Consider the following 25052-nt stretch of genomic DNA (forward strand, 5'->3'; position numbering starts at 1 on the left):
AAGGACGTACGTCATGTTTGATTTCTCGACCGTTGTCGATCGCCACGGCACCTGGTGTACACAGTGGGATTATGTTGCTGACCGTTTTGGTACCGCCGACCTGCTGCCCTTTACGATCTCGGATATGGATTTCGCCACCGCCCCCTGCATTATCGAGGCACTACATCAACGTATTGATCATGGCGTGTTTGGCTACAGCCGCTGGAAAAACGATGAGTTCCTGGCAGCAGTGTCGCACTGGTTCCGGCAACGTTTTAACAGCCGGATTGAGACGGAAACCGTCGTTTATGGCCCTTCCGTTATCTACATGGTCTCTGAACTGATTCGCCTGTGGTCGATGCCGGGTGACGGTGTGGTGGTGCATACCCCGGCTTACGACGCGTTTTATAAAGCCATTGAAGGCAATGCGCGTCACGTGGTGCCGGTTGCTATGGAAAAACAGGCGACGGGATGGCAGGGAAATATGGCCGCGCTTGAGGCCGCCCTGGCGAAACCGGAAAACAAAATACTGCTGCTGTGCAGCCCGCAAAATCCGACCGGCAAGGTCTGGACGCGGGAGGAGCTGACGCACATGGCTGAGCTGTGCGCGCGTTATGGCGTGGCGGTGATCAGCGATGAAATTCATATGGACATGGTCTGGGGAGATCATCGCCACACGCCATGGAATACGGTGGCTCGCGGCAAATGGGCGCTTCTGACCTCGGGCTCAAAGAGCTTTAACATCCCGGCACTGACCGGCGCATATGGGTTGATAGGCGATGAAGAGAGCCGCAATGCGTATCTGGGCGCGCTAAAAGGCCGTGATGGTCTTTCCTCCCCCTCCGTGCTGGCACTGACGGCCCATATTGCCGCCTATCAGCAGGGTGAGCCATGGCTTGCCGCGCTGCGCGAGTATCTGGAAGAGAACCTGAAATTTATCGCACGTGAGATGAACAGCGCTTTTCCGACACTCAACTGGACGCCTCCCGAGGCGACCTATCTCGCCTGGATTGACCTGCGCCCGCTAAACATTGACGATCGCGCCCTGCAAAAGGTGCTGATTGAGCAACAGAAAGTCGCCATTATGCCGGGATATACCTACGGAAACGAAGGCAATGGTTTCATCCGCCTGAATGCTGGCTGCCCGCACAGCAAGCTGGAACAAGGGGTGCAGCGGCTGATTGCGGGTATCAACACGCTCCTGTAGTTTGTTTGCGCAACGGAATATTCCCTTGCGCAAATAGCTTTTTACCTCGTTTTGTTTTTATAATGTGGCGCACTTTAACCAGAAAAGAGTGCGACCATGATTGATACACGCCTGCCTTTAACAGATATTCATCGTCACCTTGACGGTAACATTCGTGCCCAAACCATCCTCGATCTTGGCCGCCAGTATAATTTAACGCTTCCTGCTCAATCGCTTGAAACCCTGATCCCGCACGTTCAGGTCACCTCTAATGAACCGGACCTGGTCAGTTTTTTGAGCAAACTCGACTGGGGTGTAAAGATGCTGGCCACGCTGGATGCCTGTCGCCGTGTCGCCTTTGAGAACATCGAAGATGCCGCCCGTAATGGCCTGCATTATGTCGAACTGCGCTTCTCGCCAGGCTATATGGCGATGACCCACAGTCTGCCGGTTGCAGGCGTGGTTGAAGCTGTGATTGAAGGTGTCCGTGAAGGGTGTAAAACCTTCGATGTGCAGGCCCGTCTGATTGGCATCATGAGCCGTACCTTCGGCGAAGCGGCCTGTCTGCAGGAGCTGGAAGCGCTGCTGGCGCATCGTGACGCGATCACCGCAGTCGACCTGGCCGGGGATGAACTGGGCTTCCCGGGCAGTCTGTTCCTCTCTCATTTCAACCGCGCACGTGATGCCGGCTGGCATGTTACCGTTCATGCGGGTGAAGCGGCGGGTCCGGAAAGCATCTGGCAGGCCATCCGTGAACTGGGTGCCGAGCGTATTGGCCACGGTGTTAAAGCGGTGGAAGATCGCGCCCTGATGGACTTCCTGGCTGAGCAACGTATCGGCATTGAATCCTGTCTGACGTCAAATATTCAGACCAGCACCGTGTCCGCACTGGATAAGCATCCGCTGAAAACCTTCCTCGAACACGGCGTGCTGGCCTCGCTCAACACGGACGATCCGGCGGTACAGGGCGTGGACATTATCCACGAGTATACGGTCGCTGCACCACAGGCGGGCCTGAGCCGCGAGCAGATCCGCCAGGCGCAGATGAATGGGCTGGAGATGGCGTTCCTCACGCCGGAAGAGAAGCAGGCGCTTAGGGATAAGGTGGCAAACGCGTAACCCCTTTGCCGGGTGGCGGCTACGCCCGACCCGGCCTACAAAACTTATGCCAGACAGAGCGTGGCGCGATGTTTGGCAGATTCAATGCCCAGTTCGATCAGCTCCATGATCTGAATCGCCTGGCTGGCTGGTACCGGGTTTTCCCCCGTGCCGTTCAGCGCATCACGCACGGCCGCATAATATGCCGGGTAGTTCCCCGGGATCGTCAGCAAGGTTTCTTCCACCAGCGTCTCCCCCTCCACTTTGGTCACCACCCCGTCGCGCATATCATATCCCCAGTCTTCCTGTGGCAGACGCTCGCCGTTTTTCAGACGCTCTTCCTGCGGATCGAGGCCAAACTTCACGTAACTGCCGCGCGTGCCGTGAAGGATATAACGGGCCGATTCCGCAGCCGCGACCATCGTTCCGTGCAGCACTATCCGGCGCTGCGGGTAGCTCAGAACGGCATGAAAATAATCGGTTGTTTGTGCGCCGGGTCTGAGCTGAGCCAGGTCAACCGTCATGCTTACCGGCAGGCCAAACAGATTCACGGCCTGGTCGAGCAGATGCGGGGCTAAATCGTACCAGATGCCGCTGCCTGGCCCGGCCTGTTCACGCCAGCGGTTTCGCACCTGCGGCCGGAAACGGTCAAAGTGCGATTCAAAAAAGGTTATTTCCCCGAGCGTTCCCTCGCTGAGCAGCGCTTTTACCGTCAGAAAATCGCTGTCCCAGCGGCGGTTATGAAACACCGACAGCAGTCTGCCAAGGCTTTTCGCCAGCGCGTCCAGCTCGCGTGCCTGAGACAGCGTCACGGTAAAGGGTTTATCCACCACCACGTGCTTACCGGCTTCCAGCGCAGCCTTCGCCAGCGGGAAATGGGTGTCGTTCGGCGTGGGGATCACAATTAAATCAATATTCGGATCATTGAAAAGGTGCTTAGGCTCAGAGACAACCGGCACGCCAGGCCAGTCGGCATGTACTTTAGTCGCATCACTGCTTGAAACGGCCGCCAGCGCCATTCCAGGCGTGCCGGCAATTAACGGCGCATGGAATGTTTTGCTCGCATAGCCGAAACCAATAAGTCCGACACGGATGCTATCACTCATAATACTGCCCTCTCCTGTGATGTTCTTATTTCACACTGGCTAACCTGGCTTCATAACAGATTAAGCATGTGCCATATGACTTAAAATAGCATCCTGCACCGGTTGTTTTTGTTACATGGGTTTAACCCTCTGATTGCGTTTAAGGGAACCGTTCCCAAAGCACTTGCTGTCAACCAACTGTCGCTGTAACATTTGCAACCGGTATTTATGGATAAATTACAAGCACGAATTATGACGTCAATTATTAATCGAATCATTGAATTAGCGGGATGGATTGTTCTTGGGGTATCGGTCATTTTGCTCGGCGTTGCCAGCCATATCGATAACTACCAACCGCCGGAGCCTGCCACTGTCGCGCAACCTAAGTAACCGGTTACGGCAATAAAGAGTGACACAATATGTCAGTTACGTATTGCCAGTCCTGGTGAACACGGTTAACCTTCTCTTCCAGGCATCATCTGATGCCTGAATCTTTCAGCAAAGAAAACTCCTAATTTAGTCGCGTTACCTGAGTGGGCAGTTTACGTCTTTATTAATCCGTTTATTATTCAAACGAATTACCTTTACGGGTATGACTCACTTTTATATGGAAACTTATTAATATGACAGTTCAGGACTATTTATTAAAATTTCGTAAGATCAATTCCCTTGAGAGCCTGGAAAAACTGTTTGACCACCTGAACTACACGCTGTCGGATAATCAGGACATCATCAATATGTATCGTGCTGCGGACCATCGCCGTGCGGAGCTGGTTTCCGGCGGGCGTTTGTTTAACGTCGGCGAAGTGCCCAAGTCCGTATGGCGTTACGTTTTATAAGAAAGTAGCCATCCGCGCGAAATGTTATATACTCTCCGCCCTGCAAACTGGCTGTACAACATTTCGCGCAGATTTATGGGAGAGTTCATGACCGCAACGCCTGGAGAAAGAATTGGAGGCTGGTTAATCGCCCCACTGGCATGGCTGCTGGTTGCATTATTAAGCGCCTCACTTGCGCTGCTGCTTTATACCACCGCGCTGGTTACCCCTCATGCAATCCAGACCCTGATGTCGCAAAGTGTGCTGAATATTACCCTGTGGTTCGTGTCGTTCGTCTTCGCGATCGCAATGTGGTACTACACGCTGTGGCTGACCATTGCGTTCTTTAAACGTCGCAAGAGTGTGCCGAAGCACTACATAATCTGGCTGCTGGTTTCCGTGCTGCTGGCGGTGAAAGCCTTTGCTTTTTCACCGGTTTCGGATGCCCTGGCCGTTCGTCAGCTGCTTTTCCCCTTACTGGCTGCGGCGCTTCTGGTGCCTTATTTCAAGCGTTCGACGCGGGTGAAGAACACCTTCGTGAACCCGTAATAACCTTACAGTTAACCTGTTGTCGCCTGTTGTGGTTTATCCGATAATAGGCGGCTTTTTTATTTCAGGCTGAATAATGACCGATTACTTACTGCTCTTTGTCGGCACTGTGCTGGTTAACAACTTCGTTCTGGTGAAGTTCCTTGGCCTGTGTCCGTTTATGGGCGTGTCCAAAAAGCTGGAAACGGCAATGGGCATGGGGCTGGCGACAACCTTCGTCATGACGCTGGCGTCCATCTGCGCATGGTTGATTGATACCTGGATCCTCATCCCGCTGGGTTTAGTCTATCTCCGTACGCTGGCCTTTATTCTGGTCATTGCCGTTGTGGTGCAATTTACCGAAATGGTGGTGCGCAAAACCAGCCCGGCACTCTATCGCCTGCTGGGTATCTTCCTGCCATTGATCACCACCAACTGTGCCGTTCTCGGCGTGGCGCTTCTGAACATTAATCTCGGGCACAATTTCATGCAGTCGGCGCTGTACGGTTTTTCCGCCGCCGTCGGTTTCTCGCTGGTGATGGTGCTGTTTGCCTCTATTCGTGAGCGCCTCGCCGCAGCGGATATCCCTGCGCCATTCCGCGGTAACGCGATTGCGCTGGTGACCGCAGGTTTAATGTCTCTGGCCTTTATGGGCTTTAGTGGTCTGGTGAAGTTGTAATGAATACCATCTGGATAGCCATCGCCTCCATCAGCGTGCTGGGGTTGGTGTTTGGCCTTATTCTGGGTTACGCCTCCCGCCGTTTCGCGGTAGAGGACGATCCTGTTGTTGAAAAAATTGATGAGCTTTTGCCGCAAAGCCAGTGTGGGCAGTGCGGTTACCCTGGCTGTCGCCCCTATGCAGAAGCCGTGGGTGTTCAGGGTGAGAAAATTAACCGCTGTGCGCCCGGTGGCGAAGCGGTAATGCTGAAAATTGCGGCCCTGCTTAACGTTGATCCGCAGCCGGTTGATGGCGATGCGGATGTGCAGGAGCCCGTGCGTGCCCTTGCCGTAATCGACGAAGCGAACTGCATTGGCTGCACCAAATGTATTCAGGCGTGCCCTGTCGATGCCATTGTTGGCGCAACCCGCGCCATGCACACCGTCGTGGCGGATCTGTGCACCGGCTGTAACCTCTGCGTGGCGCCCTGCCCGACGCAATGTATCGAGTTGCGCCCGGTTGAAACGACTACCGAAAGCTGGAAGTGGGACCTTCAAACCATTCCGGTTCGCAACATTCCTGTGGAACAACATGCTTAAGTTATTTTCTGCTTTCAGAAAAGAGAAGATTTGGGACTTTGACGGCGGCATCCATCCGCCGGAGATGAAAACCCAGTCCAGCGGCACGCCGCTGCGTCAAATTCCGCTGGCGACCCGTTTCGTTATGCCGCTGAAGCAGCACATTGGTGCTGAGGGCGAACTGTGTGTAAAAGAAGGCGATACCGTCCTTCGCGGCCAGCCATTGACCTTTGGTCGCGGACGTATGCTGCCGATCCACGCTCCGACATCCGGTAAAGTGGTGGCGATTACCCCTCACACCGTGGCACATCCGTCAGCCCTCTCCGAGCTGAGCGTCATTATTGAAGCCGACGGCGAAGACCGCTGGTTCGAACGCGATGGCTGGAGTGACTACCGCGCTCACAGCCGGGAAGCGCTCATCGAGCGTATCCATCAGTTCGGCGTTGCCGGGCTGGGTGGCGCAGGGTTCCCGACCGGCGTCAAACTGCGCGGTGGCGGCGATAAAATTCAGACGCTGATTATCAACGCCGCCGAATGCGAACCCTACATCACCGCCGATGACCGCCTGATGCAGGACTGTGCCGCGCAGGTGGTGGAAGGGATCCGTATTCTTGCCCATGTGCTGCAACCGCGCGAAGTGCTGATTGGTATTGAGGACAACAAACCGCAGGCCATCTCCATGTTGCGTGCGGTGCTCGCCGGTAGCCACGATATTGGTCTGCGCGTCATTCCGACCAAATACCCTTCTGGCGGGGCGAAACAGCTGACGCAAATACTCACCGGGAAACAGGTTCCCCACGGCGGCCGCTCTTCTGATATTGGCGTGTTGATGCAAAACGTAGGCACCGCCTACGCCGTGAAACGCGCGGTGATTGACGGTGAACCCCTGACCGAACGCGTGGTGACGCTGACGGGTGAGTCCGTTTCTCGTCCGGGCAACGTCTGGGCGCGTCTGGGTACACCGGTTCGTCATCTTCTGGAGCAGGCCGGATTCTGTCCCGGCAGCGATCAGATGGTGATCATGGGCGGCCCATTGATGGGCTTTACCCTGCCGTGGCTGGACGTCCCGGTCGTAAAAATCACTAACTGTCTGCTCGCCCCCTCTGCGACCGAAATGGGTGAAGAGCAGGAAGAAAAAGGCTGCATCCGCTGCAGCGCCTGTGCCGATGCCTGCCCGGCGGATCTGCTTCCGCAGCAGTTGTACTGGTACAGCAAAGGCCAGCTGCACGATAAAGCGCAAGCGCATAACCTGGCCGACTGCATCGAATGCGGCGCCTGTGCCTGGGTCTGCCCAAGCAACATTCCGCTGGTGCAATACTTCCGTCAGGAGAAGGCTGAAATTTATGCCATCTCGATGGAAGAAAAACGCGCCGCCGAAGCGAAAGCCCGCTTTGAAGCGCGCCAGGCTCGACTGGAGCGCGAAAAACTGGCCCGTCAGGAGCGTCATAAGCAGGCTGCCGTTCAGCCCGGCGAGAAAGATCAGGATGCCATTAACGCGGCGCTGGCTCGCGTTCGCGAGAAAAAAGCAACGGCGGCGCAGCCTGTCGTGATCCCGGCTGGCGAGAAACCGGATAACAGCGAAGCCATTGCCGCCCGTGAAGCGCGTAAGGCCGCGGCCCGCGCACGTCAGGCAGAAAAAGCGCAGACCGCGCAACCGGAAGCCAACGTCGATCCGCGTAAAGCGGCCGTTGAAGCCGCCATCGCCCGCGCGAAGGCCCGTAAAGCGGGAGAGCAGCAGGTAGTCGTTGAGCAGGAGCCCGTAGATCCGCGTAAAGCGGCGGTGGAAGCCGCGATAGCCCGAGCCAAAGCGCGTAAAGCGGCCCAGCAGCCGCAACCGGCCGCAGAAGAGGCACCGGTCGACCCGCGTAAAGCCGCAGTCGAAGCGGCTATCGCCCGCGCTAAAGCCCGTAAAGCGGCGCAGCAGGAAGAACAGCAGCCGGCCGCAAACGACGATCCACGCAAAGCCGCAGTCGCCGCCGCGATTGCACGCGTTCAGGCGAAGAAAGCCGCACAGCAAGCAGTTAACGAGGATTAAATGGTTTTCAGAATCGCAAGTTCCCCTTACACCCATAACCAGCGCCAGACGTCGCGCATTATGATGCTGGTCTGCCTGGCCGCGTTGCCTGGCATTGCCGTCCAGTGTTGGTTTTTCGGCTGGGGAACCCTGTTCCAGTTAGTGCTGGGCTGTGCCAGCGCCGTAGCGGCAGAAGCGCTGGTGCTGAAGCTGCGTAAGATGCACGTCTCCCGTATCCTCAGCGATAACTCGGCCCTGCTGACGGGTCTGCTGCTGGCCATCAGTATCCCACCGTTTGCGCCGTGGTGGATGGTCGTGCTCGGTACCGTGTTTGCGGTGATTATTGCCAAACAGTTATACGGTGGACTGGGCCATAACCCGTTTAATCCGGCGATGATCGGCTATGTGGTACTGCTGATCTCCTTCCCGGTGCAAATGACCAGTTGGCTGCCGCCGCATGAGATCGCCGCCACCGTGCCTGGTTTTATGGATGCCCTGCATGTGATCTTTACCGGTCATACGGCGTCCGGTGGCGATATGAACACGTTGCGTATGGGCGTGGATGGTATCAGCCAGGCCACACCGCTCGACACGTTTAAAACCGCCCTGCATGCCGGGCACAGCGTTGAGCAGATCATGAAGTCGGCTATCTACAGCGGCGTGCTGGCGGGTGCGGGCTGGCAGTGGGTTAATCTGGCGTATCTGCTGGGCGGCCTGTTCCTGCTGCAGCAGAAAGCGATCCGCTGGCATATTCCGGTCAGCTTCCTTGTCACGCTGGCAGTCTGCTCCACGCTGGGCTGGTTGTTCTCTCCTGAGTCCCTGGCCAGCCCGCAAATGCATCTGCTCTCTGGCGCGACCATGCTGGGCGCCTTCTTTATTCTGACCGACCCGGTGACCGCCTCGACCACCAACCGTGGCCGCCTGATCTTTGGCGCGCTGGCCGGTTTGCTGGTGTGGCTGATCCGCAGTTTTGGCGGTTACCCGGACGGGGTGGCATTCGCTGTCCTGCTTGCCAACATCACCGTTCCGCTCATTGACTACTACACGCGCCCGCGCGTGTACGGCCATCGTTAAGGGTTTCGCGATGCTGAAAACAATGCAAAAACACGGCGTCACGCTGGCTGTTTTCGCCGCAGTCCTGACCGGGCTGACGGCGCTGGTGAACGAACTGACCAAAACGACCATTGATGAACAGGCCGCCAAGCAGCAAAAGGCGCTGTTCGATCAGGTGATCCCGCCTGATTTCTACGATAATGACCTGCAGAAAAGCTGCTTCGTGGTGCAGGCACCGCAACTGGGCAAAGGCCCGCATCGTCTCTTTATCGCCCGTAAAGGAGATAAAGCGGTAGGCGCGGTTATGGAAGCCACGGCCCCTGATGGTTACTCCGGTGCCATTCAGCTTCTGGTGGGTACCGATTTTTCCGGTACCGTACTGGGTACCCGCGTGACTCAGCACCATGAAACACCAGGCCTTGGGGATAAAATTGAAACCCGCCTGAGCGACTGGATTTTGCACTTCGCCGGTAAAGTGATCCACGGCGAAGCGGATCCGGCGTTTGCCGTGAAGAAAGATGGCGGCGAGTTTGACCAGTTCACCGGGGCCACCATTACCCCGCGTGCCGTCGTGAATGCCGTAAAACGAGCCGGGCTGTATGCAGAAACGCTGCCCGCGCAGATCAACAATCTTCCGGCCTGTGAGGAGTCATCATGAGCCAGGTTAAAGAGGTCATTGTCCAGGGGCTGTGGAAGAACAACTCCGCCCTGGTTCAACTGCTGGGGATGTGTCCGCTGCTGGCGGTGACATCCACCGCCACCAACGCGCTGGGTCTGGGTCTGGCAACCACGCTGGTACTGACTCTGACCAACCTCTCCATTTCCGCCCTGCGCCGCTGGACGCCATCGGAAATCCGTATTCCGATTTACGTTATGATCATCGCGTCGGTGGTGAGCGTCGTTCAGATGCTGATTAACGCCTATGCGTTCGGTCTGTATCAGTCACTGGGGATCTTTATTCCGCTGATCGTCACCAACTGTATCGTGGTTGGCCGTGCAGAAGCCTTTGCCGTGAAGAACAGCCCGGCAATGTCCGCTCTGGATGGTTTCGCCATCGGGATGGGCGCCACCGGCGCCATGTTCGTTCTGGGCTCACTGCGTGAGATCCTGGGCAACGGTACGCTCTTTGACGGCGCAGACGCGCTGTTGGGAAGCTGGGCCAAAGTCTTGCGCATTGAGGTGTTCCATACGGATACGCCGTTCCTGCTGGCTATGCTGCCGCCGGGCGCGTTTATTGGCCTTGGCATGATGCTGGCGATAAAATACCTGATTGATGAAAAACGTAAGCGCCGCGCGGCTGAGCGTAGCGTGCAGGAAGGGATACCCGAGAAAGCCTCATGAATAAAGACAAGCGCATTGCGATCCTGACACGTCTGCGGGACGAGAATCCTCATCCAACGACAGAGCTGAATTTTAACTCACCGTTTGAGCTGCTGATCGCAGTGCTGCTTTCAGCCCAGGCCACCGACGTGAGCGTGAATAAAGCCACCGCCCTGCTCTATCCGGTGGCCAACACCCCAAAAGCCATGCTGGAGCTGGGTGTGGAAGGGGTGAAGTCCTACATCAAAACCATTGGCCTGTTTAACAGCAAAGCGGAGAACGTGATAAAGACCTGCCGTATTTTGCTGGAGCGTCACGGTGGCGAAGTGCCCGAAGATCGTGAGGCGCTGGAAGCGTTGCCGGGCGTAGGCCGCAAAACAGCGAATGTGGTACTTAACACCGCGTTTGGCTGGCCGACCATCGCCGTGGATACCCATATTTTCCGCGTCTCTAACCGGACCAACTTTGCGCCGGGTAAAAATGTCGAACAGGTGGAGGAGAAACTGCTAAAAGTGGTTCCCGCCGAATTTAAGGTCGACTGCCATCACTGGTTGATCCTGCACGGCCGTTATACCTGCATTGCCCGAAAGCCTCGCTGCGGCTCCTGTATCATCGAAGATCTCTGCGAATATAAAGAAAAAGTGTATCCCTGATTGCCCTCTCCTGCTTTTCCTTTCGCCTCATCAAGACCTTACTAAAGGAAGGCTTAACTAAAAACCTTCCTTTTGACCGCAAATTGTCCGTACCGGTGCGCTTTCACCCTGTCAATTATTCGGTCATTTAACGCTCAAACAGGTTAATACTTTTTTCACTACCGAAAATTTCTATACATCTGTGATCGGGATCACTCTGATAACTTCATGTTGATTTTTTGTTGTCAAAACCAACCCAAACCCTTTGCCAGACAAGATATAACCCCTCAAGGACCACAGATAAAACCACCCATTTTTCAGAATATGGGCTATATGACTACAATTAGCGGCAAATAGCAGAACATATCGCCTGATAGCGGGAGCAGAGGGCATATGGCAGTCAAAAAACCTAACAATACTCATCGTATAAAATTTAACGCTGAATAACATTTGCATAAACCGAGGATTATAGCGGCTCAGTTATATGTAACAGATTATTACAAACGTATTGCCAGACGGGTCAGGATAGTGAACATTACCCGCCGTTTCTCCTCCCAATATAACTATAAGGCGGATGGACTACGGCCATCACGCTATGAACACCCCCGTTAATATGGGATGTAAAAAAAGAGGTATATGTGTCAACTGCAAACAATAAACCAACAGAAGAAAGCGTGAGTCTGAACGCTTTTAAACAGCCAAAAGCGTTCTATCTCATCTTCTCTATCGAGTTATGGGAGCGTTTTGGTTATTACGGCCTGCAAGGGATCATGGCGGTTTACCTGGTTAAGCAACTGGGTATGTCCGAAGCAGATTCCATCACGCTGTTCTCTTCATTCAGTGCCCTCGTTTACGGTCTGGTCGCTATCGGCGGCTGGCTCGGTGATAAAGTTCTTGGTACTAAACGTGTCATCATGCTGGGCGCCATTGTGCTGGCGATCGGCTATGGACTGGTTGCCTGGTCAGGCCATGACGCAGCTGTGGTCTATATGGGGATGGCGACCATCGCCGTTGGTAACGGATTATTCAAAGCGAACCCGTCTTCCCTGCTCTCTACCTGCTACAGCAAAGATGACCCGCGTCTGGACGGTGCATTCACCATGTACTACATGTCCATCAATATTGGTTCATTCTTCTCTATGCTGGCGACCCCATGGCTCGCGGCTAAGTTCGGCTGGAGCGTGGCGTTTGCGCTGAGCTTTGTCGGTATGCTGATTACCGTTGTGAACTTCCTGTTCTGCCGTAGCTGGGTTAAAGACTACGGTTCAAAACCGGATTTCGAACCAGTACATATGGGCAAACTGCTGGCCACCATCGTGGGTGTTGTGATCCTCGCGTCAATCGCCACCTGGCTGCTGCATAACCAGGGTGTTGCACGTGCCGTTCTGGGCGTGGTTGCGCTGGGTATCGTGATTATCTTTGCTAAAGAAGCCTTCGCGATGCAGGGTGCGGCCCGTCGTAAGATGATTGTGGCATTCATCCTGATGCTGGAAGCGATTATCTTCTTCGTACTGTACAGCCAGATGCCAACGTCTCTGAACTTCTTCGCTATTCGTAACGTTGAGCACTCCATCCTGGGTATCGCGTTCGAGCCGGAGCAGTATCAGGCACTGAACCCGTTCTGGATCATGATTGGCAGCCCTATTCTGGCGGCTATCTATAACAAGATGGGTGACCGTCTGCCAATGCCGCACAAGTTCGCTATCGGTATGGTGCTGTGCTCAGGTGCATTCCTGGTGCTGCCGCTGGGTACCAAATTTGCGACTGACGCCGGTATCGTCTCCGTTAACTGGCTGATCCTGAGCTATGCGCTGCAGTCCATCGGTGAACTGATGATCTCCGGTCTGGGCCTGGCGATGGTTGCACAGCTGGTGCCACAGCGTCTGATGGGCTTCATCATGGGGAGCTGGTTCCTGACCACTGCCGGTGCGGCCATCATCGCCGGTAAGATCGCAAACCTGATGGCGGTTCCGGAGAACGTAACCGATCCGCTGGTCTCCCTGAATGTTTACGGCAGCGTCTTCCTGCAGATTGGTATCGCAACGGCGGTTATCGCGGCTCTGATGCTGCTGACTGCACCGAAGCTGAACCGCATGACTCAGGACGACGACAAAACGACGAAGGCGACCGAAACCGCTACCGCGTAATGTTATTGAGAAACAACGAGCCGCTAATGTATTAGCGGCTTTTTTTTTGTTTGATCGCGCACTAACATAGCTGAAACCTCAGCAAAAAGGAGTTACCGATGAAACTGTTCTACAAACCGGGCGCGTGCTCTCTTGCTTCCCATATTACCCTGCGCGAGAGCGGCAAAGATTTCACGCTGGACGGCGTTGACCTGATGAAAAAACGTCTGGAAAACGGCGACGATTTTTTTGCCATTAACCCGAAGGGACAAGTTCCGGCACTGCTGCTGGATGACGGTACCCTGCTGACAGAAGGCGTCGCGATTATGCAGTACCTGGCGGACAACGTGCCCGATCGTCAGTTGCTGGCCCCGGTAGGGACGATTTCACGCTATAAAACGCTTGAGTGGCTGAACTACATCGCTACCGAACTGCACAAAGGGTTCACGCCGCTGTTCCGTCCGGATACACCGGAAGAGTACAAACCGACCGTGCGCGCCCTGCTGGAGAAAAAGCTGCAGTTCATCAACGAATCGTTGAAAGACGACCAGTTTATCTGCGGGACACGGTTTACCATTGCCGATGCGTATCTGTTTACCGTGCTGCGCTGGGCACGTGCGATTAAGCTGAATCTGGACGGGTTAGACCATATCGCAGCGTATATGGCGCGCGTGGCGGAGCGCCCTGCGGTGGCCGCGGCGCTGAAAGCGGAAGGATTGAATTAACCGGGTCGTTATCGCCCGGCGGCGCTTCGCTTGCACGGGCCTACGGGATTTGTAGGCCGGGTAAGCGCAGCGCCACCCGGCATAGTTTAGAGCTGTGTTGCACTAAAATAGTGTTCTGGCTGCGCAATACGATCCTGTGCCGCGACCACCTGCAGTTCATATTCCTGCATCTCTTTCGTCGCAACCATAATCTCGTAAACCGCCGCAGTCACATGCTCAAGCGCTTCGCGAAGCGTCGCGCCCTGCAGCAATTTCACCAGCAACAGTCCGCTGGTCACATCCCCCACACCCACTGGCTGACGCAGGCCAAAATCCACCAGCGGACGGCTGATGTGCCAGGCATCGTCTTTGGTGACCAGCAGCATCTCAAAACGGTCTCTGCTCAGCCCTGCTCGTGCGAGATGTTTCACCAGCACAATCTCAGGCCCCTGGGCTATCAGTTCACGAGAAGCGCTTACAGCCTCTTCTACACTGTTTACCGGATGCTCGCAGAGGATCTCCAGTTCGATCAGGTTTGGCGCGATGATATCGCTGGCGGGCAACGCATGGCGAACATGGAATTCAGCCACCCCAGGCGCCACAATACAGCCTTTTTCCGGATGCCCCATAACCGGGTCGCAGAAGTACTTTGCGGATGGATTTGCCGCTTTCATCTGGCGAACGATGCCGAGAATATGCTCCCCCTGCTCTGCGGAACCCAGGTAACCGCTCAGAACGGCATCACAGCGTTTGAGCTGGTCGATATCGGCAATGCCCTGCACGATCTCCGTGAGATGCGAGGGCGGCATCACGCAGCCGGTCCATTTGCCGTATTGTGTATGGTTTGAGAATTGTACGGTATTGAGGGGCCAGACGTTGGCACCGAGGCGGCGCATCGGGAATTCCGCCGCGCTATTGCCAGCATGTCCAAAAACAACGTGGGACTGAATGGCGAGGATGTTCTTCATTTTATGCTTACCAAACCCTGAAAAAACAAAAGGGGCGTGGTTTCCCACGCCCCTGGATACTTTTACTTACTTCCAGCAGACCAGACAGTAGTTTTTCTTACCGCGACGCAGCAGCGTATAGCGGCCATACAGGCGATCGCTGTCAGCGAAGGTGTATTCCGGGTCAGCCTGTTTTTCACCGTTAATGGTGATAGCGTTAGACGCAATGGTTTTACGCGCCTGGCCACGAGACGGCTGCAACTCAGAGTCCACCAGCGCCTGCATCAGGTCGGCACCTTTCTCCATCTCCACCATCGGCACGCCATCCTGCGCCAGCTGTTCGAAATCGGCTTCGCTCAGATCGCTCAGCGTACCGTTGAACAGGCTTGCGGTAATGCGTTTCGCCGCGGCCAGACCTTCCTCGCCGTGAACCAGTTTGGTCACTTCATCCGCGAGCACATACTGTGCACGTGGTGCTTTACCGCTGTTTTTGTCTTCTTCTTCCAGGGCATTGATGGTTTCAATGTCCATAAAGGTGAAGAACTTCAGGAAGCGGTAAACATCGGCGTCCGCGGTGTTGATCCAGAACTGATAGAATTTGTACGGGCTGGTTTTCTTCGGATCGAGCCATACCGCACCGCCTTCGGTTTTACCGAATTTAGTCCCGTCGGCTTTGGTGATCAGCGGAACGGTCAGACCAAACACCTGATTCTGATGCAGGCGACGGGTCAGATCGATACCGGAGGTGATGTTACCCCACTGGTCAGAACCGCCAATCTGCAGGCAGACGCCGTGCAGTTTATTCAGACAGGCGAAGTCATAACCCTGCAGCAGGTTATAAGAGAATTCAGTAAAGGAGATACCTTGATCGTCACGGTTCAGGCGCTGTTTCACCGCTTCTTTGTTAATCATCTGGTTAACAGAGAAGTGCTTACCGATATCACGCAGGAAGGTCAGCACGTTCATGCTGCCAAACCAGTCGTAGTTGTTGGCGGCAATCGCGGCGTTATCACCACAGTTGAAGTCGAGGAACGGTGCAACCTGTTTGCGGATCTTATCCACCCACTCCTGCACGGTGTCTTCGGTGTTCAGTTTACGCTCAGCGGCTTTAAAGCTTGGGTCGCCGATCAGACCGGTCGCGCCGCCCACCAGGGCCACAGGCTTATGCCCAGCCATCTGGAAGCGTTTCAGGCATAACAATGGAACAAGATGCCCCAAATGCAAGCTGTCAGCGGTGGGATCGAAGCCGCAATAGAGCGCGATCGGGCCTTGCGCCAGTCGCTCTGCTAACGCTTCCTCGTCCGTCACCTGGGCCACGAGGCCCCGCTCTTGCAATTGTTTAATCAAGTTACTGCTTGCCATCAAATTCTCCATGTATAAACGACTGCACCTTTGCCGGTACACGACTTTTCGCCTGATGCGAAAGGACCATAGAATAAAGCGCAAGCGCGGTGTGCGCTAGCGCTTAAATCAACAAATTTCGGGGATTACGGTGCCAGCCTGTCGATTTTCCAGCCGCCGTTGTCGCGCTGGTATAAAAAGCGGTCGTGCAGGCGATGTTCGCCCCCCTGCCAGAACTCAATCTGCTCGATCGGAATGCGGAATCCGCCCCAGAAGCTGGGCAGTGGAATTTCGCCCTGCTGGAACTTCTGCTTGAGTTCAAGGAATTTGCTTTCCAGCACGCCGCGGGCAGAAATTCGGCTGGACTGTTTTGAGACCCAGGCACCAATCTGGCTGTCACGCGGGCGGCTGTGGAAGTACTTCACCACTTCCAGCGTGGAAAGGCGCTCCGCTTTGCCTGTGACCATCACCTGGCGTTCCAGCATATGCCACGGAAACAGAAGGCTGATACGGGGATTGTTTTCTAAGTGGTGCGCTTTGCGGCTGCCCAGGTTGGTGTAGAACACCAGCCCTTTCTCGTCATAATGCTTAAGCAGCACGATGCGTTGATACGGCTGACCGTTTTCATCTACCGTGGCGACAACCATGGCCGTTGGATCGGCCAGTTTTGCTTCGCAGGCCTGTTTGAGCCAGCGTTCAAAAAGCACCAGGGGTTCAGCGGGAAGATCCTGGCGACGCAAGCCGCCTTTGGTGTATTCACGGCGCAGATGCGCAATTTGCTGCAGTTCGTCGTTATCAGACATGGCGTTAGGTGACGTTGAGATTGGGTGGCGCTATTGTGCGCCGCCCCTGTGAAAATCTCAACGCTTCGGATTTTCGAGCTGGCAATTGTTCAGCACGATGCGGTCGCGTTTGTAGATGGTTGCGCTGTCGCCTTTTGACCAGAAGACATAAATACCGTCGGTATAACGCGCCCCGGAAGCCGAAATACCCTGCTTCAGGGTCAGCAATTTGTTGTCATAAACAAAGCTGGCTTCCTGGCGAGGATTATTTAGCTTCACGGTCAGCGGTTTTTCATCACAGCGATACTCCAGCGTATCGGTCTGCATGCGCTCAACGAGCTGGTTATAGACGCTGCACCCAGACAGCAAGACAGGTACAGCAAGAAGGAGAAGTTTTTTCATGAGCGTATTCCGAAGACTATCCTGGTCCTGGAGGGCATGTCCGCCCCCCTGTTTGCATGCCATTTTAACGGCGATACGCAGCGCTGAATTTCAGTTAACTCTGATTATGACGCGGATTGGCCGGGAAAATCGCACCGAGCACACTGGCCTCGCGTGCGCCGGTCACTGACGGTAAATTACCCGGCAGCCCGGCAACGGTACGCCAGGCAAGCCAGGCGAAGGCCAGCGCTTCCATGTCGTCTCCGCTGATGCCGGCATCATCGGTGGTCGTCACTTCGGTGCCAGGCAACAACCCGGCAAGGCGGGCCATCACCAGCGGGTTGCGGCTTCCGCCTCCGCAGACCAGCAGACGTTCGCAACCACCGCTGAGAAGCACCTGTTCTGATATGGAGACCGCCGTGAGTTCGGCCAGCGTCGCCTGGATATCCTGCGGTGCCAGCGCCGGGAACTGCGCCAGCTGACGTTCAAGCCAGCCATAGTTGAAATACTCTCGCCCGGTGCTTTTCGGTGCCGGTAACGCAAACCAGGGATCGCTTAGCATGGATTGCAGCAGCGGGAGAATCACTTTGCCTTCGCTTGCCCACTGGGCGTCTTTATCATACGGTTTACCGCACTGACGCCAGATCCAGGCATCCATCAGCATGTTACCCGGGCCGGTATCATAACCCCGCACCGGTTGGCCCGGGATCAGCATCGACAGGTTGGCAATACCGCCAATGTTAAGCACCATACGGCGCTCCGTCGGATGCCCCAGCAACGCCTGATGAAAGGCCGGTACCAGCGGCGCCCCCTGCCCACCCAGCGCGATATCACGACGACGGAAATCGCCCACGACCGTCACACCCGTTTTGGCTACAATCTGATTGTTATCGCCGATTTGCATGGTATGTGGCGCGTCACCAGTGGGTTCGTGCCAGACAGTTTGCCCGTGACACCCAATTGCGACCACATCCTGCGGCCGGAGATTCTCTTTACGCATCAGCGCCAGTACCGCATCGGCAAACAGCGCACCCAGCCTGACATCAAGCTGTCCAAGCTGCGAAAGCGTCAACTGTTGCCCCTGACAGATGCTCAGGATCTCCTCTTTCAGCGAAATGGGGATAGGCCAGGTCAGGCTTGCCTGTTGTGCCACCATGTTTTCATCGATAGCAGCCAGGACGACATCTACCCCATCCAGACTGGTGCCTGACATCACACCAATATAGCGACCCGATTTCATGCGCTTTCCTTACGTTACGTGGGCTAAGGATAACCACTCAACCATAAACAGCACCGCTTTGCCATCCGGCGATAATATTTTTTAACACTCTCAGAGACGTAACAGGGCGGAATTCTGTTTATCTCTCGTTAAGTCAAATTCAAGTACAATTTTCCGATTGTTAGTGCAAAGATATGAACTATGGCTCTTTATGCCATATAATTTAGCCATAACGGATGCCCGGATCGGGCGTTTTTGGTGAACAGGAGATTCAAATGATTTTACGTGTACTGGGCGTTTCGCTGATTGGTTTAACCCTGGCTGGCTGTGTGAATGACAGTTCACTTTCTGGCGACGTTTATAGCGCTTCTGAAGCGAAACAGGTTCAGAACGTGACTTACGGTACTATTGTTAACGCACGTCCTGTTCAGATTCAGGGTGGCGACGAAAACAACGTCATGGGCGCCATTGGCGGCGCGGTTCTGGGTGGCTTCCTGGGTAACACCGTAGGCGGTGGTACCGGCCGTTCTCTGGCAACTGCGGCAGGTGCCGTGGCAGGTGGCGTAGCAGGCCAGGGCGTTCAGGGTGCGATGAACAAAACCCAGGGTGTGGAGCTGGAAATCCGTAAAGACGACGGCAGCACCATCATGGTTGTACAGAAACAAGGCAGCACCCGCTTCTCTGCTGGTCAGCGCGTCGTGCTGGCAAGCAACGGTAGCCAGGTTACCGTTTCTCCGCGTTAATTCATAAAGGATGTGGCTTTCAGGCCACATCCTTTTACAAAAAGCATCATTAAAATAAATATATTTACAAACCCCATTCACGCTATCAATAATTAACTTCCTCGTATCTTGTTCCTGCGCAAAGTATTCCCCCCGCATTGCCGTTAGACTAATCTCAATTCTCTTTTTGCAATTTATTATATTTTATTAAAAACCCTATGCTTGCGATAACCCGATACGTGAAAAAACCTTATATTCCGTTCTGTTTAGGCTGCATTGTCGTTATTGGAATATTACAATTTCTGTTTTTAAAACTGGTCGAATGGGTGCCGTCATCCTCACCACTTTTATTCCCTACACTTACCATATTTTTACTGGTATTCCATCTGTTTATTGCCTGTTTTATGGCGATGAAATACTGGTGTGACAGAAGGCGGCTGTATCTGATTGCCATCGCTTTCGCCTTTGGCGGCTCGGCTCTGCTGATGGTGGGAACGCTCACCAGCTTCCCGGCATGGCTTGATCTCTATCAGTTCAACGTCGTGGACTATAACGATGCGATGATTTTCTTTATGTTCCGCCATCTGTTAATGGCGGTACTGATGATCGTGTCGGCCTTACTTTATATCGTCAGGGATAATCCGCTTCCCGCATGGCGCATATTTCCATTGTTGCCGCCACGTTTCTGTTTACGGTTATCATGGTCATGCTGGCATGGATCTATTCCAGCCATTCGCCGTGGCTGTCGCTGGACCTGGTGGATAATGAAACCCACCAATTTATGGTTCTCTGGAGCCATGCGATTAACATCGTCTTAATTATTCTTTGGGTAGTGACATTAGCAACGCTAATGCTTATAACCCGCGTCCGCAATCTTTTCTGGGTGGGCGGTAATTTCTTATGCGTCTGTTATATCGTGACACTGGCGATGTTATTAGCGGGCGGACATGCCGAGGATATCTCCTGGTATCGTGCGCGCTTATTTGAAACCGTGGCGACGTTACTGATTATATTTGTCCTGCTGTACGACGTCTTTCAGCTATATCGCGACTCGCATCTGAAATATCAGCAGTCTTATCAGAACTCAATTCGCGATCCCCTGACCCGTCTCTACAATCGCAGCTATTTTTACGATGCGCTCAATCAGGCACTGAGTACCAGCAAAGCCAGCCGCCCTGTTTCGGTTATCGTCAGCGATCTCGATCGTTTCAAACGCATCAATGACTGCTACGGCCACCTGCAGGGGGACAAAGTGCTGCAGTTTGTGGCGAACCTGCTGATGGACTCTGTGCGACCGCAGGACATTGCTGCTCGTATAGGCGGCGAGGAGTTCGTGTTGATGTTAACCAACACCTCTTCGGAAGCCGCGTACCGGGTTGCAGAACGCATCAGGCTGAATTTGAGCAGTTTTGATAAGACCAGCAGCGAGGGTCAGCTACCGGAACCGATAACCATCAGTATGGGCGTCTTTACGGCAACGTCAGTAGACGTGACCGCTGAAGAGTGCGTTGGAAATGCTGACAAAGCGATGTACGAGGCGAAAGAGACAGGCCGCAACCGGGTGATCGTCTTCAGAGGATAAAAGGCCTTGCGAATGCAAGGCCTGATAAGGTCAGGCGTCGCGTGCCTGCAGCTCGTGAATGTTTTGCTCAAGACGTCCAATCAGACTGATGAGCATTTCAAGCTCCGCAGGTGAAACCCCGGACAGGATCTCGCCGCGCGTTTTGGTAATCACCGCTTCCATTTCAGTGATAATGGGAGCCGCTTTCTCGGTGAGTTTAATCCGCTTGGCGCGACGGTCGCTGGCACAGGTTTGTCGGGAGATCAGTCCCTTCTCTTCCAGTTGATCAAGCGTTCGCACCAGCGACGGCTGCTCAATACCGATCGCTTTTGCCAGTTGAATTTGTGACTGGTCGGGCGGCAGCTGATGAATGTTGTGCAGCGTGACCCAATGCGTCTGTGTCAATTCCAGAGGTTTCAGGCGATGGTCAATCAGAGCACGCCAGACGCGTACCAACCTTGCCAGATCAGAACCTAATGGCGATTCCAATTTCATCTCCTTATAATTAGCTTGCTAAGTTATTATACTGATTTTAGAATAGTGTGCAGCATTTGTATTGCCAAAACAAATGCATTACGACATTCATCAAACTTAAAACGATGACTTACACTGAAAAGTGATGTTTCATCTCATTAAGACAAGCCATCCCGGCATTCTGTTCACTGCAAAGGATCTCTGCTCGTGACGTTTTTTCATCGCTCAGAGGGGCTGCCCCTTCAGGACCTGATCTTCGGTGCATCAGTCTACTTTCCTCCCCTGTTTAAAGCCGTTCTGGTGGGCTTTCTGATCTGGCTTGTCGCCCATCGTCTGCTTCGCGACTGGATGTATTCTGGTGAGATCTGGCACCCCATGTTGATGGATCTCTCTTTGTTCGCCCTCTCCGTGTGTCTTGGTCTTGCCGTATTGATTGTGTGGTGACTATGCCCCTGAAAACGCTGAAGTACTTTTCCACCCTCATTGTCCTTGCTCTGGCCCTGGTGGCCGGATGGTGGTTGTGGAATTATTATATGCAGTCCCCCTGGACACGTGACGGCAAAATCCGCGCTGAGCAGGTCAGTATTACCCCGCAGGTATCGGGCAGTATTACGGCGCTTCTGGTTAAGGATAACCAGTTCGTTAAAAAGGGAGATGTTTTATTCCGCATTGACGATACCCCCTATCATATTGCGATCCTTAACGCCCAGGCACAGCTGGCTAAGGCCCAGACTGAGCTGGCAAAAGCGAACAACGAAGCCACGCGTCGTCGGCATTTATCACAAAACTATATCTCCGCCGAAGACCTGGATACCGCCAACATCAACGTCAAGGCGATGCAGGCCAGCGTCAATGTGGCTGAGGCAACGCTCAAACAGGCGCAGTGGGAACTGACGCAAACCGTGGTACAGGCCCCTGTCGATGGGTGGGTGACGAACCTCTCTGCCCGCGTGGGTAATTATGCCACCACCGGCCAACCGATTTTCGCGCTGGTCGACAGCCACTCGTTTTACGTGGTGGGCTATTTTGAAGAGACCAAACTTCGCCACATTCGGGAAGGTGCCCCTGCCACGATAACGCTTTATAGTGGCTCGCAAAGATTACAGGGTCACGTGTCCAGCATTGGCCGTGCCATTTACGATCAGAGCGTTGAAACCGATTCGGGCCTGGTTCCCGACATCAAACCGAATGTCCCCTGGGTGCGTCTGGCCCAGCGCGTGCCGGTTAGGGTGGAATTTGACCACTTACCGCAGGGCTTAACGCTGGTTTCCGGCACAACCTGTACTGTCTCCATCGGAACACCCTGATGAATGCCTTCTCCTGGCGAAACCTGCCGTGGATGAAAGCAACGCGCCCTCAGTGGCGCTACGCCCTGCGCAACGGCATTGCCATGTGCCTTGCGCTGAGCATTGCCTATTATCTGAACCTTGACGAACCTTACTGGGCAATGACCTCCGCGGCGGTCGTGAGCTTCCCGACCGTTGGCGGCGTGATCAGTAAAAGTCTCGGGCGCATCGCGGGCAGCCTGCTGGGTGCCACGGCGGCGCTGATCATTGCAGGCCATACGCTCAACGATCCGTGGCTCTTTTTACTGAGCATGGCGGCATGGCTGGGGTGCTGCACCTGGGCCTGCGCCCACTTTACCAATAACGTCGCCTACGCCTTTCAGCTGGCGGGCTATACCGCCGCGATTATTGCCTTTCCGGTGGTTAACGTTCTCGACACCACCGAATTATGGGACATCGCCCAGGCGCGCGTCTGCGAAGTCATTGTCGGTATTCTGAGTGGCGGGTTCATGATGATGATCCTGCCCAGCACCTCTGACGGCACCGCGCTTATCACGGCCCTGAAGACCATGCATACCCGCTTGCTGGAACATGCGAGCCTGCTCTGGCAGCCGGATACTAACGATGAGATTCGCCTGGCGCATGAAAAGGTGATTGGTCAGATCCTGACCATGAATCTGCTACGCATTCAGGCCTTCTGGAGCCACTACCGTTTTCGCCGCCAGAACACCCTGCTGAACTATCTGCTCCACCAGCAGTTACGGATGACCAGTGCGATCTCCAGCCTGCGCCGGATGTTGCTCAACTGGTCAACGCCACCGGAAAACACCCGCGCCATCATTGAAACGCTGCTTGCGGCCCTCGCCCGCCCGGATGCCGACATTTACACCGTGGCCCGTATTATCGCCCCGCTCGCGCCTAAAGATGAGTACGATTATCGCCATCGCGCCTTCTGGCAGCGTCTGAACTACTTTTGCCGGTTGTACCTGCGCAGCAGTCGCTGGATCAAGGCTGTCGAAAATGCCACGCCGATAACGGAATTCGCCGTCCCCAGTAGCCCGGCGCTGGCGCGGCACACCGACTATCTGGAAGCGTTGTGGAGCGGTTTTCGGACCTTTTGCGCACTGACGCTGGTGGGCGCATGGAGCATCACTACGCAGTGGGAATCGGGCTCCGCCGCGCTCACGCTGGCCGCCATCAGTTGCGTGCTCTACTCCGTTGCCGCCTCACCCTTCAACTCGCTTACGCTACTGCTGCGCACGCTGGTGTTGCTATCGCTGTTCAGTTTTGTGGTCAAGTTCGGCCTCATGGTGCAGATAAGCGACCTGTGGCAGTTCCTGCTGTTTCTGTTTCCGCTGTTAACCACTATGCAGCTTCTGAAGCTGCAAATGCCCAAACTGGCGGGTCTCTGGGGTCAGCTGATTGTCTTTATGGGCTCGTTTATCTCAGTCACAAACCCGCCGGTTTATGATTACGCCGATTTTCTCAATGATAATCTGGCAAAAATCCTTGGCGTGGGTCTGGCGTGGCTGGCTTTTGCCGTATTACGCCCCGGCTCAGACGCACGCAAAAGCCGACGCCATATCCGCGAGCTTCGTCGGGGGTTTGTCGATCAGCTCAGCCGTAAACCGCATCTGCGCGAGAGTGAGTATGAATCGCTGGTGTACCACCATGTCAGCCAGCTCAATAACAGCCAGGACTCGCTTTCGCGTCGCTGGCTGCTGCGCTGGGGAGTGGTCCTGCTGAACTGTTCCCATGTGGTCTGGCAACTTCGCGCATGGGAGACGCGGTCCGATCCGCTGTCGCAGGTGCGTGACGTGTGCATTTCCCTGCTTCGCGATGTGATGAGTGAACGCGGTGTTCAGCAACGCCCGCTGGAAGCGACGCTGACTGAGCTGCAGCGGATCTGCGATAGCCTTGCACACCACCATCAGCCCGCCGCGCGTGATTTAGCGTCGATAATCTGGCGGCTGCACTGTTCCCTGTCACAGCTGGAACAAGCGCCACCGCCGGGGACGATTGGGGATCAGATCACTCCGCAGGCATAGCGTGCTCCACCACCACCAAGCGGTTTCGGCTGATCGGACATATTGTCGCCGCCGACGTGGATCATTAACGCCTTGCCTTTCACCTCATCCAGCTTTTTAAGGCGAGGCGCAACCACGGGATCCGTGGCTTTACCGTCGTTATTCACCACCAGCACGGGTAGATCGCCCAGATGGCCCATTCCGTTCGGGCCTTCATGCTTACCGGAATGTTGTGGGTCAAGGTGGCCGCCTGCCGCCTCTGCTGCCGAGGCTTTACCCTCTTTTAACGCCGGCTGACAACTGCCCTTAGCATGAACATGAAAACCATGTTCGCCGGGAGGCAGGGCTTTGAGATCGGGCGCAAATTCCAGTCCTTTGTCGGTTTCTGTGATTTTCACTGTGCCGATGGACTGACCTACGCCCTGCGAGGTGACGAGATTCATTTCTACTTCATCGCTGGCTGCCTGCGCCCCTGCGCAAACAACCAGCGTGACCAGTGCCAGAGCAAAACGCTTCATATGACCTCCGCTGGT

General features: G+C 54.8%; 26 protein-coding genes and 1 pseudogene. 19 read left to right on the forward strand and 8 right to left on the reverse strand.

What is annotated here, in order from left to right; genetic code table 11:
* Nucleotides 1–13: 13 nt before the first annotated feature.
* Nucleotides 14–1186: a MalY/PatB family protein gene (locus tag EKN38_RS10910; protein WP_014831650.1), complete on the forward strand. Its 1173-nt coding sequence runs from the start codon at nucleotides 14–16 to the stop codon at nucleotides 1184–1186.
* Between the two features lie 96 nt (nucleotides 1187–1282).
* Nucleotides 1283–2284 carry an adenosine deaminase gene (gene add, locus EKN38_RS10915; RefSeq protein ID WP_014831649.1) on the forward strand — a complete coding sequence of 334 codons (1002 nt, stop codon included), beginning with the start codon at nucleotides 1283–1285 and terminating at the stop codon, nucleotides 2282–2284.
* Between the two features lie 44 nt (nucleotides 2285–2328).
* Here add and EKN38_RS10920 read toward each other — a convergent pair whose 3' ends face one another.
* The gene (locus EKN38_RS10920; RefSeq protein ID WP_014831648.1) at nucleotides 2329–3369 is read right to left on the reverse strand and encodes an oxidoreductase; all 1041 of its coding nucleotides are present in this window, start codon (nucleotides 3367–3369) and stop codon (nucleotides 2329–2331) included.
* A 243-nt stretch (nucleotides 3370–3612) separates the two neighbouring features.
* Here EKN38_RS10920 and blr point away from each other — a divergent pair, with 243 nt between their 5' ends.
* The 12 genes from blr (at nucleotide 3613) to gstA (ending at nucleotide 13800) form a co-directional block, all read left to right on the forward strand.
* Nucleotides 3613–3738, forward strand: a complete 126-nt coding sequence (gene blr, locus EKN38_RS10925; RefSeq protein ID WP_170289847.1) for a division septum protein Blr — start codon at nucleotides 3613–3615, stop codon at nucleotides 3736–3738.
* Nucleotides 3739–3971: 233 nt separating this feature from the next.
* On the forward strand, nucleotides 3972–4187 hold the full coding sequence (gene ydgT / locus EKN38_RS10930; RefSeq protein WP_013096896.1) for a transcription modulator YdgT: 216 nt from the start codon (nucleotides 3972–3974) through the stop codon (nucleotides 4185–4187).
* Between the two features lie 87 nt (nucleotides 4188–4274).
* Entirely contained in the window at nucleotides 4275–4715 is a 441-nt protein-coding gene (locus tag EKN38_RS10935; protein ID WP_014831647.1) for a DUF2569 domain-containing protein, read from the forward strand.
* Nucleotides 4716–4791: 76 nt separating this feature from the next.
* Nucleotides 4792–5373 (forward strand): electron transport complex subunit RsxA, encoded by a 582-nt coding sequence (gene rsxA, locus EKN38_RS10940; protein ID WP_014831646.1) that lies wholly within the window; start codon nucleotides 4792–4794, stop codon nucleotides 5371–5373.
* Nucleotides 5373–5951 (forward strand): electron transport complex subunit RsxB, encoded by a 579-nt coding sequence (gene rsxB / locus EKN38_RS10945; protein WP_014831645.1) that lies wholly within the window; start codon nucleotides 5373–5375, stop codon nucleotides 5949–5951. Before rsxA ends, rsxB begins: the two co-directional genes overlap by 1 nt.
* Nucleotides 5944–7965: an electron transport complex subunit RsxC gene (gene rsxC, locus EKN38_RS10950; RefSeq protein WP_014831644.1), complete on the forward strand. Its 2022-nt coding sequence runs from the start codon at nucleotides 5944–5946 to the stop codon at nucleotides 7963–7965. The genes rsxB and rsxC overlap by 8 nt, the downstream gene beginning before the upstream one ends.
* A complete protein-coding gene (rsxD, locus tag EKN38_RS10955; protein ID WP_014831643.1) occupies nucleotides 7966–9018 on the forward strand; it encodes an electron transport complex subunit RsxD in 1053 nt (350 codons plus the stop codon). It abuts the gene before it with no gap.
* 10 nt (nucleotides 9019–9028) lie between these two features.
* Nucleotides 9029–9655 (forward strand): electron transport complex subunit RsxG, encoded by a 627-nt coding sequence (gene rsxG, locus EKN38_RS10960; protein ID WP_014831642.1) that lies wholly within the window; start codon nucleotides 9029–9031, stop codon nucleotides 9653–9655.
* Nucleotides 9652–10338, forward strand: a complete 687-nt coding sequence (locus EKN38_RS10965) for an electron transport complex subunit E (RefSeq protein ID WP_014831641.1) — start codon at nucleotides 9652–9654, stop codon at nucleotides 10336–10338. Before rsxG ends, EKN38_RS10965 begins: the two co-directional genes overlap by 4 nt.
* The gene (nth, locus tag EKN38_RS10970) at nucleotides 10335–10970 is read left to right on the forward strand and encodes an endonuclease III (RefSeq protein WP_014831640.1); all 636 of its coding nucleotides are present in this window, start codon (nucleotides 10335–10337) and stop codon (nucleotides 10968–10970) included. Before EKN38_RS10965 ends, nth begins: the two co-directional genes overlap by 4 nt.
* 617 nt (nucleotides 10971–11587) lie before the next feature.
* On the forward strand, nucleotides 11588–13096 hold the full coding sequence (gene dtpA / locus EKN38_RS10975; RefSeq protein ID WP_014831639.1) for a dipeptide/tripeptide permease DtpA: 1509 nt from the start codon (nucleotides 11588–11590) through the stop codon (nucleotides 13094–13096).
* A gap of 98 nt (nucleotides 13097–13194) precedes the next feature.
* Nucleotides 13195–13800, forward strand: a complete 606-nt coding sequence (gene gstA, locus EKN38_RS10980) for a glutathione transferase GstA (RefSeq protein ID WP_014831638.1) — start codon at nucleotides 13195–13197, stop codon at nucleotides 13798–13800.
* 86 nt (nucleotides 13801–13886) lie between these two features.
* Here gstA and pdxY read toward each other — a convergent pair whose 3' ends face one another.
* From pdxY to anmK, 5 genes are all read right to left on the reverse strand, one after another.
* Nucleotides 13887–14747, reverse strand: coding sequence for a pyridoxal kinase PdxY (gene pdxY / locus EKN38_RS10985; RefSeq protein WP_014831637.1), 861 nt, complete (start codon nucleotides 14745–14747; stop codon nucleotides 13887–13889).
* A 66-nt stretch (nucleotides 14748–14813) separates the two neighbouring features.
* Nucleotides 14814–16088: a tyrosine--tRNA ligase gene (tyrS, locus tag EKN38_RS10990; protein WP_014831636.1), complete on the reverse strand. Its 1275-nt coding sequence runs from the start codon at nucleotides 16086–16088 to the stop codon at nucleotides 14814–14816.
* Nucleotides 16089–16213: 125 nt separating this feature from the next.
* Entirely contained in the window at nucleotides 16214–16870 is a 657-nt protein-coding gene (gene pdxH / locus EKN38_RS10995) for a pyridoxamine 5'-phosphate oxidase (RefSeq protein ID WP_013096909.1), read from the reverse strand.
* Between the two features lie 57 nt (nucleotides 16871–16927).
* Nucleotides 16928–17251: a C-type lysozyme inhibitor gene (gene mliC / locus EKN38_RS11000; protein WP_014831635.1), complete on the reverse strand. Its 324-nt coding sequence runs from the start codon at nucleotides 17249–17251 to the stop codon at nucleotides 16928–16930.
* A 94-nt stretch (nucleotides 17252–17345) separates the two neighbouring features.
* A complete protein-coding gene (gene anmK / locus EKN38_RS11005) occupies nucleotides 17346–18470 on the reverse strand; it encodes an anhydro-N-acetylmuramic acid kinase (RefSeq protein WP_014831634.1) in 1125 nt (374 codons plus the stop codon).
* 254 nt (nucleotides 18471–18724) lie between these two features.
* Between anmK and slyB the strand changes: the two genes are divergently transcribed.
* Together slyB and EKN38_RS11015 are read left to right on the forward strand one after the other, a co-directional pair.
* Nucleotides 18725–19192: an outer membrane lipoprotein SlyB gene (gene slyB, locus EKN38_RS11010; RefSeq protein ID WP_013096912.1), complete on the forward strand. Its 468-nt coding sequence runs from the start codon at nucleotides 18725–18727 to the stop codon at nucleotides 19190–19192.
* A 197-nt stretch (nucleotides 19193–19389) separates the two neighbouring features.
* Nucleotides 19390–20753 (forward strand): annotated as a pseudogene (locus tag EKN38_RS11015) (MASE4 domain-containing protein).
* A gap of 30 nt (nucleotides 20754–20783) precedes the next feature.
* On the opposite strand, the gene slyA reads toward EKN38_RS11015, so the two are convergent.
* Nucleotides 20784–21227, reverse strand: coding sequence for a transcriptional regulator SlyA (gene slyA / locus EKN38_RS11020; protein ID WP_043951613.1), 444 nt, complete (start codon nucleotides 21225–21227; stop codon nucleotides 20784–20786).
* A gap of 186 nt (nucleotides 21228–21413) precedes the next feature.
* Here slyA and EKN38_RS11025 point away from each other — a divergent pair, with 186 nt between their 5' ends.
* Genes EKN38_RS11025 through EKN38_RS11035 form a run of 3 tightly spaced genes read left to right on the forward strand, consistent with a single transcriptional unit; the run spans nucleotide 21414 to nucleotide 24540 of the window.
* Complete coding sequence (locus tag EKN38_RS11025) at nucleotides 21414–21650, forward strand: DUF1656 domain-containing protein (protein ID WP_014831631.1); 237 nt, start codon at nucleotides 21414–21416, stop codon at nucleotides 21648–21650.
* 2 nt (nucleotides 21651–21652) lie between these two features.
* Nucleotides 21653–22513 carry an HlyD family secretion protein gene (locus tag EKN38_RS11030; protein ID WP_014831630.1) on the forward strand — a complete coding sequence of 287 codons (861 nt, stop codon included), beginning with the start codon at nucleotides 21653–21655 and terminating at the stop codon, nucleotides 22511–22513.
* On the forward strand, nucleotides 22513–24540 hold the full coding sequence (locus tag EKN38_RS11035) for an FUSC family protein (RefSeq protein ID WP_014831629.1): 2028 nt from the start codon (nucleotides 22513–22515) through the stop codon (nucleotides 24538–24540). Before EKN38_RS11030 ends, EKN38_RS11035 begins: the two co-directional genes overlap by 1 nt.
* Here the strand turns inward: EKN38_RS11035 and sodC are convergent.
* Nucleotides 24519–25037 carry a superoxide dismutase [Cu-Zn] SodC gene (sodC, locus tag EKN38_RS11040; RefSeq protein WP_014831628.1) on the reverse strand — a complete coding sequence of 173 codons (519 nt, stop codon included), beginning with the start codon at nucleotides 25035–25037 and terminating at the stop codon, nucleotides 24519–24521. The two genes, EKN38_RS11035 and sodC, sit on opposite strands and share 22 nt — an antisense overlap.
* Nucleotides 25038–25052 lie beyond the last annotated feature (15 nt).

Origin of the sequence: Enterobacter sp. WCHEn045836, assembly GCF_003965585.1 — a bacterium.
GTDB classification, from domain to species: Bacteria; Pseudomonadota; Gammaproteobacteria; order Enterobacterales; family Enterobacteriaceae; genus Enterobacter; species Enterobacter dissolvens.